14 protein-coding genes are annotated in these 11,893 nt (G+C 60.7%); 12 read left to right on the forward strand and 2 right to left on the reverse strand.

Annotated features, from left to right (window positions below):
- Positions 1-11 precede the first annotated feature (11 nt).
- Positions 12-914, reverse strand: coding sequence for a TIGR01777 family oxidoreductase (locus E3Z29_RS26530; protein ID WP_115988916.1), 903 nt, complete (start codon positions 912-914; stop codon positions 12-14).
- 197 nt (positions 915-1,111) lie between these two features.
- Here E3Z29_RS26530 and E3Z29_RS26535 point away from each other — a divergent pair, with 197 nt between their 5' ends.
- From E3Z29_RS26535 to E3Z29_RS26590, 12 genes are all read left to right on the forward strand, one after another.
- Complete coding sequence (locus E3Z29_RS26535) at positions 1,112-2,098, forward strand: NAD(P)/FAD-dependent oxidoreductase (protein WP_134787317.1); 987 nt, start codon at positions 1,112-1,114, stop codon at positions 2,096-2,098.
- A complete protein-coding gene (locus tag E3Z29_RS26540; protein WP_027612220.1) occupies positions 2,095-2,310 on the forward strand; it encodes a TIGR02450 family Trp-rich protein in 216 nt (71 codons plus the stop codon). The genes E3Z29_RS26535 and E3Z29_RS26540 overlap by 4 nt, the downstream gene beginning before the upstream one ends.
- 188 nt (positions 2,311-2,498) lie before the next feature.
- On the forward strand, positions 2,499-3,461 hold the full coding sequence (locus E3Z29_RS26545) for a DUF523 and DUF1722 domain-containing protein (RefSeq protein WP_027612221.1): 963 nt from the start codon (positions 2,499-2,501) through the stop codon (positions 3,459-3,461).
- Positions 3,461-4,402 carry a MerR family transcriptional regulator gene (locus tag E3Z29_RS26550; RefSeq protein ID WP_096797277.1) on the forward strand — a complete coding sequence of 314 codons (942 nt, stop codon included), beginning with the start codon at positions 3,461-3,463 and terminating at the stop codon, positions 4,400-4,402. Before E3Z29_RS26545 ends, E3Z29_RS26550 begins: the two co-directional genes overlap by 1 nt.
- A gap of 11 nt (positions 4,403-4,413) precedes the next feature.
- Positions 4,414-5,859: a deoxyribodipyrimidine photo-lyase gene (gene phrB / locus E3Z29_RS26555; protein WP_098968454.1), complete on the forward strand. Its 1,446-nt coding sequence runs from the start codon at positions 4,414-4,416 to the stop codon at positions 5,857-5,859.
- On the forward strand, positions 5,852-6,274 hold the full coding sequence (locus tag E3Z29_RS26560) for a nuclear transport factor 2 family protein (RefSeq protein WP_027612224.1): 423 nt from the start codon (positions 5,852-5,854) through the stop codon (positions 6,272-6,274). The genes phrB and E3Z29_RS26560 overlap by 8 nt, the downstream gene beginning before the upstream one ends.
- Positions 6,271-7,053, forward strand: a complete 783-nt coding sequence (locus E3Z29_RS26565; RefSeq protein WP_095136816.1) for an SDR family oxidoreductase — start codon at positions 6,271-6,273, stop codon at positions 7,051-7,053. The genes E3Z29_RS26560 and E3Z29_RS26565 overlap by 4 nt, the downstream gene beginning before the upstream one ends.
- A complete protein-coding gene (locus E3Z29_RS26570; protein ID WP_134787318.1) occupies positions 7,050-8,297 on the forward strand; it encodes an NAD(P)/FAD-dependent oxidoreductase in 1,248 nt (415 codons plus the stop codon). The genes E3Z29_RS26565 and E3Z29_RS26570 overlap by 4 nt, the downstream gene beginning before the upstream one ends.
- Positions 8,294-9,109, forward strand: a complete 816-nt coding sequence (locus tag E3Z29_RS26575; protein WP_134787319.1) for a DUF1365 domain-containing protein — start codon at positions 8,294-8,296, stop codon at positions 9,107-9,109. Before E3Z29_RS26570 ends, E3Z29_RS26575 begins: the two co-directional genes overlap by 4 nt.
- Positions 9,096-10,361 carry a cyclopropane-fatty-acyl-phospholipid synthase family protein gene (locus E3Z29_RS26580; protein WP_134787320.1) on the forward strand — a complete coding sequence of 422 codons (1,266 nt, stop codon included), beginning with the start codon at positions 9,096-9,098 and terminating at the stop codon, positions 10,359-10,361. Before E3Z29_RS26575 ends, E3Z29_RS26580 begins: the two co-directional genes overlap by 14 nt.
- The gene (locus E3Z29_RS26585) at positions 10,354-10,845 is read left to right on the forward strand and encodes a DUF2878 domain-containing protein (protein WP_098965576.1); all 492 of its coding nucleotides are present in this window, start codon (positions 10,354-10,356) and stop codon (positions 10,843-10,845) included. Before E3Z29_RS26580 ends, E3Z29_RS26585 begins: the two co-directional genes overlap by 8 nt.
- A gap of 53 nt (positions 10,846-10,898) precedes the next feature.
- Positions 10,899-11,204 carry a YkgJ family cysteine cluster protein gene (locus tag E3Z29_RS26590; RefSeq protein WP_007967664.1) on the forward strand — a complete coding sequence of 102 codons (306 nt, stop codon included), beginning with the start codon at positions 10,899-10,901 and terminating at the stop codon, positions 11,202-11,204.
- 133 nt (positions 11,205-11,337) lie between these two features.
- Here the strand turns inward: E3Z29_RS26590 and E3Z29_RS26600 are convergent, their stop codons facing one another.
- A complete protein-coding gene (locus E3Z29_RS26600) occupies positions 11,338-11,856 on the reverse strand; it encodes an acyloxyacyl hydrolase (protein WP_027612230.1) in 519 nt (172 codons plus the stop codon).
- Positions 11,857-11,893 lie beyond the last annotated feature (37 nt).

Raw genomic sequence — 11,893 nt, forward strand, 5'->3', positions numbered from 1 at the left:
ATCGTCCTATTTCAAAGGCGGCCGGAGAGATCATCCAAAGCCGCGCGCAAATCCGTGAACTGGAAAGTGAAACCCGCTTCCAGCAAGCGTGCCGGCACGGCCCGTTGGCCACCCAGCAACAGCAATGACATTTCGCCAAGCCCGACCTTCAGCGCCAGGGCCGGCATCGGCATGAACGCCGGGCGGTGCAGTACGCTGCCCAGCGTCTTGGCAAACTCGCGATTGCGCACCGGTTTCGGTGCGCACGCATTATAAGGACCGCTCGCCTGATCGCGGTGCAGAAGAAAATCAATCAGGGCGATTTGATCATCGATGTGAATCCACGGCATCCACTGCCGACCATTGCCCAGCGGCCCACCCAACCCGAGTTTGAACGGCAGCAACAGCCGCGACAAAAAGCCGCCCTCGGCCGACAGCACCAGCCCGGTTCGCACCAGCACCACGCGGATGCCCTGACCTTCGGCACGCTGGGCGGTTTCCTCCCAGGCAATGCACAACTGACTGGCAAAATCGTCGATCACTGGCGGCGAATCTTCGGTCAGCTCGCGTTCGCCGCCGTCGCCGTACCAGCCAACAGCCGAACCGGAGATCAACAACGCCGGTTTCTGCTGCCGTGTTTCCAGCCAGGCCAGCAGGGTTTCGGTGAGGGTGATGCGGCTGCTCCACAGCAACGCCTTGCGCCGGTGGGTCCATGGCCGATCCGCGATCGGTGCACCGGCCAGGTTGACCACCGCGTCCAGCGGCTCGTTGCCGAAGTCTTCGAGACGCGCAATTGCACGCACCTGCGCGCCACAGATTTTCGCGACCTTTTCCGGGCGTCGACTCCACACCGTCAATTGATGGCCCTGCCCCGACCAGTGTCGGCAGAGCTGACGGCCTATCAAACCAGTACCGCCGGTCAGCAATATGCGCATGACTTCTTCCTCGCGTGGCGTTTTACCCGGATCACTAGTCTATTTTTATAAGCAGGGATCTTTTCTATCGGGCAGGCTCTATTGTTTAACCATAGGCCAAGCTGTCAGAACGAGAACGCTAGAAGTTATACCAAAAAACAAAATTGTACAGGTTTCATTGACGGCGTAGTCTGTACAGAAAGGTAAACGAGGCCCCTATGACTGTACCTATCGCAATCATCGGCACCGGCATCGCCGGACTCTCCGCCGCGCAGGCGCTGACAGAGGCCGGACACACCGTCCAGCTCTTCGACAAAAGCCGCGGCAGTGGCGGACGCATGTCGAGCAAACGCAGCGACGCCGGTTCGCTGGACATGGGCGCGCAATACTTCACCGCCCGCGACCGGCGTTTCGTCACCGAGGTGCAACGCTGGCAGAGCCTGGGCTGGGTCGCCGAGTGGACGCCGCAGCTCTACACCTTTCAGGGCGGGCAACTGAATCTGTCGCCAGACGAACAGACGCGCTGGGTCGGCACGCCACGCATGAGCGCGATCACCCGGGGTTTGCTCGACGGTCTGGAAGTGCACTTCGCCTGCCGCATCACCGAGGTGTTTCGCGGTGAAGAACACTGGCACCTGCAGGACGCCGAAGGCTTCACCCACGGCCCCTTCAGTCACGTGGTGATTGCGACGCCAGCGCCGCAAGCCACGGCGTTGCTGGCTGCCGCACCAAAACTCGCTGGCGCCGCCGCCGGGGTGAAAATGGACCCGACCTGGGCCGTCGCCCTCGCCTTCGATACGCCACTGGATACGCCGATCGAAGGTTGCTTCGTGCAGGACAGCCCCATCGACTGGCTGGCACGCAACCGCAGTAAACCGGGGCGCGATACCATGTGCGACACCTGGGTGCTGCACGCCAGCAGCGCCTGGAGTCGGCAACACATCGACCTGTCCAAGGAAGCGGTCATCGAGCAACTGCACGGTGCATTCGCCGAACTGCTGCACAGCGCGATGCCCGCTCCGACTTTCAGCCTCGCCCACCGCTGGCTCTACGCACGCCCTGCGACCGGCCACGAATGGGGCACGCTGGCCGACGCCGATCTGGGCTTGTACGCCTGCGGCGACTGGTGCCTGTCGGGGCGTGTCGAAGGGGCCTGGCTCAGTGGCCAGGAAGCTGCACGCCGCTTGCACGAACACCTGCAATGAATCGCATCAATCCGCAAAAATTGCTGCTGTCGAAGTGGACAGCAGCCCACCCGCAAAACCGCGAAAAACATTTTCTGGTCACCGAACTGTTCCGGGATGAGGAAGGCACGGTGCTGGAGATTGAGTTGCAGGCGGTGCTGACCAAGCGCGCCGAACGCCTCGATTGGCAGACGTTGAAGAACAACGATCACTGGTTACTGGGCTGGCAATAAAGATCCTGTAGGAGTGAGCCTGCTCGCGATGGCGTCGCATCATTCAACATCAATGCTGCCTCCCACAGTCGATCGTGGTAAACCTGGAAAAACTTATACAAATGAGTTGACTTGTACACGCATGAATCTATGCTGAGGAAAAGTTGTACAGAGATAAATATCTGTACAGGAATAGATTCGAGGTGTGCATGTCCGATCTTTCTGCTTCCCGGCCCAAAATCGCCATCAGCGCCTGCCTGATGGGCGCCGAAGTGCGCTACAACGGCGGGCACAAGGAATCGCGGTTGTGCAGCCGCACCCTTGCCGAGTATTTCGAATTCGTGCCGGTATGTCCGGAAGTCGCGATTGGCCTGGGCATCCCGCGCGAACCGATCCGCCTGGTTGGCGATCCCGATGCTCCTGAAGCTATCGGTACGGTCAATCCGCAAATCAATGTCACCGAACCACTGGCAGCCTACGGGCAGAAAATGGCCGGCGAGCTCAATGACATCTGCGGCTATATCTTCATGCAGCAGTCGCCTTCGTGCGGTCTGGAGCGGGTCAAGGTCTATCACGCCAACGGCGCGCCGGTGAACGGCGGCGGCCGTGGCATCTACGCTCAGGCGTTCTGTGCGCAGCACCCTGACCTGCCGGTGGAAGAAGCCGGACGCCTGAACGATCCGGTGTTGCGGGAAAACTTCATCACCCGCGTGCTCGCCTACAGCGCCTGGCAGCAGGTGCTCGAACAAGGCTTGAGCCGCCGCGCACTGACCGAATTCCACTCACGCTACAAATACCTGCTGATGGCACACAACCCTGAGCAATACAAAGCCTTGGGCAAACTGCTGGGCAACATGGCCAAGACCGATCCGGTCGAACTCGGCCCGCGCTATTTCAGCGAGTTGATGAGCGCGTTGAAGAAATGCGCTACCCGCCGCACCCACAGCAACGTGCTGCAACACATCAGCGGCTACCTGAAACAGGCGATCAGCCCGGAAGACAAACAGGAAATGCAGCATGTCATCGGCCAGTACCGCCACGGCATCGTGCCGCTGGTGGTGCCATTGACTCTGCTCAAACACCACTTTCGCCAACACCCGGATCCGTACATTGCGCGGCAGGTTTACTTGCAGCCGCATCCGGAAAACCTCAGCCTGCGAAACGCCATTTGATGAACGATAAACTCGACACCAGCGCCCAGGAAGACCTCGGCGCCGACTTCAAGAAAGCCCTCGACGAGGGCTGGCTGCCGATCCGCGAAGTGGCGCGGCAGACCGGGGTCAACGCCATCACCCTGCGCGCCTGGGAGCGCCGTTACGGGTTGATCGTGCCGCAGCGCACGCCCAAGGGCCATCGCCTGTATTCCAGCGAACATGTGCAACGAATCCTGACCATCCTGACCTGGCTTAATCGAGGCGTGGCTGTCAGTCAGGTCAAACCGTTGCTCGATGCTCCGCAAGCCTTTACCGAGACGGTGGAAAACGACTGGCAACGGCAGCGCCAGTCCTTGCTCGGCGCCGTCATCCAGCTCAATGAGCGCAACCTCGACGACAGCATCAACCAGGCCATGGCCCTGTACCCGCCACGCACCCTGTGCGAGCAATTGCTCCTGCCGCTGCTGGCCGAACTCGAGCAGCGCTGGCAAGGCCAGTTCGGCGCACAGATGGAACGGGTGTTCTTTTATTCCTGGTTACGCAGCAAATTCGGCGCGCGCATCTACCATAACAATCGGCAATTACACGCTGCGCCGTTGCTGCTGATCAATCACTCGGACCTGGCACTGGAACCTCACCTGTGGCTATGCGCGTGGCTGATCAGCAGTGCCGACTGCCCGGTGCAAGTGTTCGACTGGCCGCTACCGGCCGGAGAACTGGCGCTCGCGGTCGATCATCTGCAAGCGCGGGGAGTGCTGCTGTATTCCAGCAAGGCGATGAATCTGGCGCAGCTGCCAAAACTGCTGAATGGCATCGGCACTGCAAAAATGCTCGTCGGACCAACGGTATGCATCCACCAGACCGAGTTGTCCGTAAGAACCCCTGAGATCGCTGATCTGATCCTGGCCGAAGACCCGCTCTCGGCACATCAGGAACTGGTTCAGCGTGGGCTGATTTAATGGAAACCGCCATGCAATTGATCTGGCTGCGCAGCGACTTGCGCCAACATGACAACACCGCCCTCGCGGCCGCCGCAGCGCGCGGTCCGACGGTTGCCGTGTATCTGTTGAGCCCGCAGCAATGGCTGGAACATGACGACGCCGCGTGCAAGGTCGACTTCTGGCTGCGCAACCTGCGTGAGCTGAGCAGTCGCCTCGGCGAGCTGAACATCCCGTTGCTGCTGCGCACCGCCAATCATTGGGATCAGGCCCCGGCGGTGCTGCTCGAACTTTGTGTGCAATTGAATATTCAAGCTGTGCACGTCAACGAAGAATATGGCATCCACGAAAGCCAGCGCGACGCCGCGGTGGCGGTGGCCCTGAAAACCAAAGGCATCGCTTTCCACAGCTACCTTGACCAACTGCTGTTCAAGCCCGGCACGGTACTGACCAAAACCGAAACCTACTTTCAGGTGTTCAGCCAGTTCCGCAAGGTCTGCTATGAACGCCTGCACCGCTCGATGCCGGCGCTGGTCAAGACGCCCGGCAAACAGGCAAAGCTGAACATCGACAGCGATCCGGTGCCGGCATCCGTCGCCGGTTTTGCAACGCCGAGCGAGTCTTTGCGCACACTGTGGCCGGCCGGCGAACAGGAAGCCCGGCGCCGTCTCGACACCTTCGCCGACGCGCAGATCGACTACTACCAGAGCGAACGCGACTTCCCGGCCAAACCCGGCACCAGTCAACTTTCCGCGTACCTCGCCGCCGGGGTGATTTCGCCGCGCCAATGCCTGCATGCGGCCTTGCAAAGCAATCAGGGCGAGTTCGACAGCGGCAAGGTCGGCGCGGTGACCTGGATCAACGAGCTGCTGTGGCGCGAGTTCTACAAACACATTCTGGTGGGCTACCCACGGGTTTCGCGCCACCGCGCATTTCGCCCGGAAACCGAAGCCTTGGCCTGGCGTGATGCGCCGGACGATTTGGCGGCCTGGCAAGAGGCGCGTACCGGTTTGCCGATCATCGATGCGGCCATGCGCCAACTGCTGGAAACCGGCTGGATGCACAACCGTCTGCGGATGATTGTGGCGATGTTCCTGACCAAGAATCTGCTGATCGACTGGCGTGAAGGCGAGCGCTTTTTCATGCGCCACCTGATCGACGGCGATCTGGCGGCGAACAACGGTGGCTGGCAATGGAGTTCTTCGACCGGCACCGATTCGGCGCCGTACTTCCGCATCTTCAATCCGCTGAGTCAATCGGAAAAATTCGACAGCGAAGGCCTGTTCATCAAGCACTGGCTGCCTGAACTGGCCGGCCTGAACAAGAAGGAAGTACACAACCCGGCCAGCGCCGGCGGACTGTTCGGCGTGGCGGATTATCCGGCGCCGATCGTCAATCTCGGGGCTTCGCGCGAACGCGCGCTGGCGGCGTTCAAGAACCTGCCGTCGCGCTCGTCTATGGAAGAAGTTCATGAGTGAATTCCTGCGCCGCTTCGCCCGCCAGTTCGCCGAGTTGAACAAAGACAACTTGCAACGTCTGGGCGAGCTGTACAGCGATGACATTCACTTCACCGACCCGCTGCATGAAGTGCAGGGGCTGGTGCAACTGCGCCATTACTTCAGCGAGCTGTACGCCAACGTCAGCGAGCTGCGCTTCGATTTCCACGGCTTCGACCAGATCGCTGACGGTGAAGGTTACCTGCGCTGGGTCATGAGTTACCGCCACCCGCGTCTGGCCGGTGGTCAATTGATTCGCGTCGCCGGGTGTTCGCACCTGCTGTGGCGGGACAAGGTTTATCGCCACCGGGATTATTTCGATGCCGGGGCCATGCTGTATGAACATTTACCCGTATTGGGCCGGGTGATCGCCTGGTTGAAAAGGAGAATGGGATGAGTCGTACACCTCCACGGCGTTATTGGCTGACCGGTGCCAGCAGTGGCATCGGCGCAGCACTGGCTGAAGACATTCTGAAAAGCGGCGCGCATCTGGCTGTAAGCTCGCGTCAGGTGGCACCGCTCAAAGTGCTGTCGCAACGCTACCCGGGGCAAGTGCTGGTGGTGGCCGGCGACCTGACCAACAGTCAGACCGTGCGCGAAATCGGCCAGCAGATCGAACAGGCCTGGGGCTCGCTGGACAGCGTGATTCTCAATGCCGGCACCTGCGAGTACGTCGATGCGCGACAGTTCGATGCCTCGATCATCGAACACGTGGTGCGCACCAACCTGCTCGCCAGCAGCTACTGCATCGAAGCAGCCCTGCCGTTGCTGCGCAAAGGCACCGCGCCGCATCTGATCGGCATGGCCAGTTCCGTGACCTACCTGCCGCTGCCCCGAGCCGAAGCCTACGGCGCGTCGAAAGCAGGGCTGCGCTATCTGTTCGAATCGCTGCGGATCGACCTGGCCGTCGAGGGCATCGATGTCACCATCATCAGCCCGGGTTTTGTCGAAACCCCGCTGACCGCCAAGAACGACTTCCCGATGCCGTTGAGCTGGCCTGTGGATAAAGCGGCGCGGCACATCTTCGCCAAGCTCAAGGATCGTCCGCTGGAGATCGCCTTTCCGGCACTGTTCATGGCGGCGCTGTGGCCACTGTCGAAGCTGCCGGCGCGCCTGCAACTGGCGATCGGCAAGCGCATGGTGCGCAGCAACCCACCGCTGCGGGACCCGATATGAAGATTGCCATTGTCGGCAGCGGAATCGCCGGCCTGACCTGCGCCCACCTGCTCAATCGCCGACACGACATCATGGTGTTCGAGGCCAGCGACTGGGTCGGCGGTCACACGCATACCGTGCAGGTGACCGTCGATGGCCGCGAATACGCCGTGGACACTGGGTTCATCGTGTTCAACGACTGGACCTATCCGAACTTCATTCGATTGCTTGGCCAGATCGGCGTGTCGTTCAAACCGACGGAAATGAGCTTCTCGGTCACCGACCCGGACACCGGTCTGGAATACAACGGCAACAACCTCAACAGCCTCTTCGCCCAGCGCAGCAACCTGCTGTCCCCGGGGTTCTGGGGCATGTTGCGCGACATTCTGCGCTTCAATAAAGAAGCCCAGCGCGACCTCGCCGAACAGCGCATTGCCGCCGATACCACGCTCGACGATTACCTCAAGGCTGGCGGTTATGGCGAACGTTTCATCCTGCATTACATCGTGCCGATGGGCTCGGCGATCTGGTCGATGCCGATGGCCGAGATGCTCAATTTCCCGCTGCAATTCTTTGTGCGCTTCTTCAAGAATCATGGCCTGCTGTCAGTCAGTGATCGCCCGCAATGGCAGGTGATCGAGGGCGGCTCCAGTGCCTATGTCGCGCCACTGACCGCAGCGTTCCAGGACAAGATCCGCCTCAGTTGCCCGGTGACGCGCATCGATCGCGATGAACACGGCGTGGTTATCCACAGCCCGGCCGGCATCGAGCGTTTCGACAAAGTCGTGCTTGCCTGCCACAGCGACCAGGCTCTGCAATTGCTTGGCACGCCAAGCCAGGCGGAACGCTCGATCCTCGGCGCCCTGCCCTATGCCGATAACGAAGTTGTGCTGCATACCGATACCCGTCTGCTGCCGACCCGCAAACTGGCGTGGGCCAGCTGGAATTATCGCTTGAGCGGCGCCGGCCATACCCACGCGGCCGTCACTTACGACATGAACATCCTGCAGGGTATTCAGAGCGACACCACGTTCTGCGTCAGCCTCAATCAGAGCGCCGGGATCAGCCCGTTCAAGGTGCTCGCCAAATACACCTACGCCCACCCGCAATTCAGCCTCGCGGCGGTAGCGGCGCAAAACCGCTGGGCCGAACTCGACGGTCAGCAGCACACCCATTATTGCGGCGCCTACTGGGCCAACGGCTTTCATGAGGACGGCGTGGTCAGCGCGTTGCGCGTGGCCGCCGCGTTCGGGGAAAGCTTATGAACAGCGCCCTGTACAGCGGCTGGATCGGCCATCGGCGCTTTTCGCCCAGACGCCACGAATTCCGTTACCGGATCGGTCTGTTGTACCTCGATCTGGCGGAACAGGACGCCGTGTTCGAAATGTCACCGTTTGCCAGTCGCAGCCGCTTTGCACCGTTTTCGTTTCGCGAAACCGACTACCTGAAAACCTTTACCGGCAGCGGCATGCGCCTGATCGATGCGGTACGCCAGCAAGTCGGCGTCGCCATCGGCCATCAACCGCAGGGTTCGATCTGCCTGCTGACCCAACCGCGCAGTTGGGGTCTGGCGTTCAATCCGGTGAGTTTCTTTTATTGCCACGAGGCGGACGGACAACTGGCGGCGATTCTCTGCGAAGTCACGAACACGCCGTGGCGCGAACGTTATCACTACGTGCTGCCGGCCCGGCCGCCGACCAACCTGCAAGACTTTCACCAGCACTTCGCCGTGGCCAAGGCCTTTCATGTCTCGCCGTTTTTGCCGCGTGACCTCGAGTACCGCATGAGCTTCAGCCCGGCTGCGCAAAAGCTCGGCGTGCACATGGCCGACTGGCAGGGTGAGCACAAGCTGTTCGACGCCACGCTCAATCTGCAGCGCGAACCCCTCGACCGCCACAGCCTGCACCGCTACTTGCGACGTTTTCCGTGGATGACCGCGAAAACTTGTCTGGCGATTTATTGGCAAGCCGTGCGCCTGTTGCTCAAGCGTGCCCCGATTTTTGCTCATCAGGCTGCCGACGGCAGCTTTCAGATCGCCACTGTGCCTCCCAAGGAGCACCGCCATGAAATCCTCTAGCCTGTCGGTCAGTCGCTTCAGCACCAACGGTTTGACCGGTTCGCTGCTGCGTCGCGGCGTTTTGCGGCAACTGAGCCAACTCAAACACGGGCAATTGCTGGTGGTCGAGGATGGCGAACGCCTGATGTTCGGTACGCCGGGCAGCCACCTGCTCGGCGAAATCCATGTGCAGGATGCAGCGGTGTGGGGCATGGTCGCCGGCAACGGATCGATTGGTGCCGGCGAAGCGTTTATCCACGGTTACTGGAGTTCACCGGACCTGACGGCGGTCGTGCGCGTGTTCGTCAGCAACCTCGACGTGCTCGACGCCATGGAGCGCGGTCTGGCCCGCCTCAGCCGGCCGCTGGTGCAAGGCCTGCACTGGCTCAACCGCAACACGCGCAAGGGGTCGCAGAAAAACATCGCGGCGCACTATGACCTCGGCAACGACCTGTTCGAACAGTTTCTCGACCCGACCATGATGTATTCGGCGGCGCAGTTCCTCAGCCCCGACGACAGCCTGGAACAGGCTCAGTTGAACAAGCTGGAACGGATCTGCCAGAAGCTCGCGCTCAAACCCGAAGATCACCTGCTGGAGATCGGCACCGGTTGGGGCAGCATGGCGCTGTACGCCGCGCAGCAATACGGCTGCCGTGTCACCACCACGACGCTGTCGAAAGAGCAGTACGCGTTTACCGCCAGGCGCATTGAAGCACTGGGGTTGCAGGATCGGGTAACGCTGCTGCTCACCGACTACCGCGACCTCACCGGCGAATACGACAAACTGGTGTCGATCGAGATGATCGAAGCGGTCGGTCACCGCTTCCTGCCCACCTATTTCAAGCAATGCGCGCACCTGCTCAAGAGCAACGGCCTGATGCTGTTGCAGGCGATCACCATCCGCGAGCAGCGCTACGAGCAGGCCAAGCGCGGCGTCGACTTCATCCAGCGCTACATCTTCCCCGGCGGCGCCCTGCCCTGCGTGCAGAAGATGCTCGAAGTGGTCAGCCGCGAGACCGATATGAACCTGCTGCACATGGAAGATTTCGGCCTGCACTACGCCCGCACCCTGCGCCTGTGGCACGAAAACTTTCGCCGCGCCCATGGCCGTTTGAGCGAGTTGGGTTACGACGATTACTTCCTGCGACTGTGGGAGTTTTACCTGTGCTACTGCGAGGGCGGGTTTCTGGAGCGCACCATCGGCACCGCGCAACTGCTGCTGGCCAAACCGGCCGCGATGCCGGCGCCGTTGCTCGGACGCTTCGATGCTTGAGCGGCTGACCAATGCCGTGCTGTTCCAGGTCGGCTGGCTGGCCTGTGTCATCGGCGGCGACAGTCTGTGGCTGCTGCTGGCGCTGGCGGTGCTGGTGGTCCATTTTGGTTGGATCAGCAGTTGGGCGGAGGAAGGTCGCCTGATCCTCAGCGTGGTGCTTGTCGGTACAGCCGTAGACAGTCTGTTGCGCGCTGCCGGCGTGTTCGAATTTCAGGATCTGTCGCCACTGATTCCGCTGTGGCTGATGCTGCTCTGGGCCTTGCTCGCGACCACGTTGCGTCACTGTCTGCAATGGAGCGCCCGCCCGTGGTGGCTGGCCAGTGTGCTCGGTGCGGTGGGTGGTGCGGTGTCCTATTACGGCGGTGGACGTTTGGCCGGGGTGCAGTTTCCCTACGGTGAACTGCCGACCCTGATCGGCATCGGCCTGCTGTGGGCGCTGCTGTTTCCGTTATTGCATGCGATGGCTCGGCGGTTGGCCCACTGAGCGTCTGTCAGGCCTTTCACACAGCAACCGGCGGCTGCCTTACACTGCGCAGCATGAAAACCATTCCCCACCAGCAAATCACCGAGCCAGCGGTCACCTGTTCGACCTGCGCAGCGTGCTGTTGCCAGCTCGAAGTGATGCTGATCACCGACACCGGCGTGCCTGAGCGCTTTATCGATACTGATGAGTGGGGTGGTGAAGTGATGCTGCGTCTGGACGACGGCTGGTGCGCGGCGCTGGATCGCGACAGCATGATGTGCACGATCTATGAGAAACGCCCGCTGATCTGTCGCGAATTCGAGATGGGTGCACCGGAGTGCATTGAAGAACGCAAAGGCATTGCCACTGCTTACCGTTGATTTCAACAGCAGCTCAAAACCAATGTGGGAGCGGGCTTGCTCGCGAATGCGGTGTGTCAGTCAATTGTGTTGTCGACTGACACACCGCATTTGCGAGCAAGCCCGCTCCCACAAAGATTTGTGCAAGCTGCAGTTACAGCGGCATCGTGTAATGCAGCGCGTAGCTTTCTACACCGTCGTTGCTGCTGGCCAGGCCGGCGTTGGAATAGTGCGTCGCCCGAATCCCCACTTCATGCCCGCCATTGAAGCGCAGACCAAAACCGATACGGTCTTCGAACTGGAAAGAGCCGCCGATGTTGTTGCTTTCATACTTGGTGTTGGAGAACGCTGCCACACCAATGCCCGCCTCAACGTACGGCTTGACCGACTGACCGGCAAACTCGTAAACGAATACCGGGGAGAACGACAGGCTGTTGTTGCTGGAAGTCTTGTCACCTTCCCAGTAAGTGTAAGCGCCGCTCCAGTAACCGGTCAGGCGACCGACATCACTTTGCAGCCAGCTCTTGTCCCAATCGAAATTCATGCCCAGGCGATAAGTCATGGTCGAATCGCTGGTCGCACCCACTGCAAATTCAACTCCTGCAGCTTGCGCGGTAATACTTTGCCCCATCAGTGCGGCCGCAATCGCGGCCAAGCAGAATAGTCGCTTCACTTTGAAACTTCCTTTTCCGGAACGATCGTTTGGTTTT

It is taken from the genome of Pseudomonas sp. S150 (assembly GCF_004526365.1).
In the GTDB taxonomy this organism is placed as follows: Bacteria; Pseudomonadota; Gammaproteobacteria; order Pseudomonadales; family Pseudomonadaceae; genus Aquipseudomonas; species Aquipseudomonas putida_A.

Coding starts and splice junctions, on each gene's coding strand:
- E3Z29_RS26530 (WP_115988916.1), bottom strand. CDS start 914: ATGCGCATATTGCTGACCGGCGGTACTGGTTTGATAGGCCGTCAGCTC.
- E3Z29_RS26535 (WP_134787317.1), top strand. CDS start 1,112: ATGACTGTACCTATCGCAATCATCGGCACCGGCATCGCCGGACTCTCC.
- E3Z29_RS26540 (WP_027612220.1), top strand. CDS start 2,095: ATGAATCGCATCAATCCGCAAAAATTGCTGCTGTCGAAGTGGACAGCA.
- E3Z29_RS26545 (WP_027612221.1), top strand. CDS start 2,499: ATGTCCGATCTTTCTGCTTCCCGGCCCAAAATCGCCATCAGCGCCTGC.
- E3Z29_RS26550 (WP_096797277.1), top strand. CDS start 3,461: ATGAACGATAAACTCGACACCAGCGCCCAGGAAGACCTCGGCGCCGAC.
- phrB (WP_098968454.1), top strand. CDS start 4,414: ATGCAATTGATCTGGCTGCGCAGCGACTTGCGCCAACATGACAACACC.
- E3Z29_RS26560 (WP_027612224.1), top strand. CDS start 5,852: ATGAGTGAATTCCTGCGCCGCTTCGCCCGCCAGTTCGCCGAGTTGAAC.
- E3Z29_RS26565 (WP_095136816.1), top strand. CDS start 6,271: ATGAGTCGTACACCTCCACGGCGTTATTGGCTGACCGGTGCCAGCAGT.
- E3Z29_RS26570 (WP_134787318.1), top strand. CDS start 7,050: ATGAAGATTGCCATTGTCGGCAGCGGAATCGCCGGCCTGACCTGCGCC.
- E3Z29_RS26575 (WP_134787319.1), top strand. CDS start 8,294: ATGAACAGCGCCCTGTACAGCGGCTGGATCGGCCATCGGCGCTTTTCG.
- E3Z29_RS26580 (WP_134787320.1), top strand. CDS start 9,096: ATGAAATCCTCTAGCCTGTCGGTCAGTCGCTTCAGCACCAACGGTTTG.
- E3Z29_RS26585 (WP_098965576.1), top strand. CDS start 10,354: ATGCTTGAGCGGCTGACCAATGCCGTGCTGTTCCAGGTCGGCTGGCTG.
- E3Z29_RS26590 (WP_007967664.1), top strand. CDS start 10,899: ATGAAAACCATTCCCCACCAGCAAATCACCGAGCCAGCGGTCACCTGT.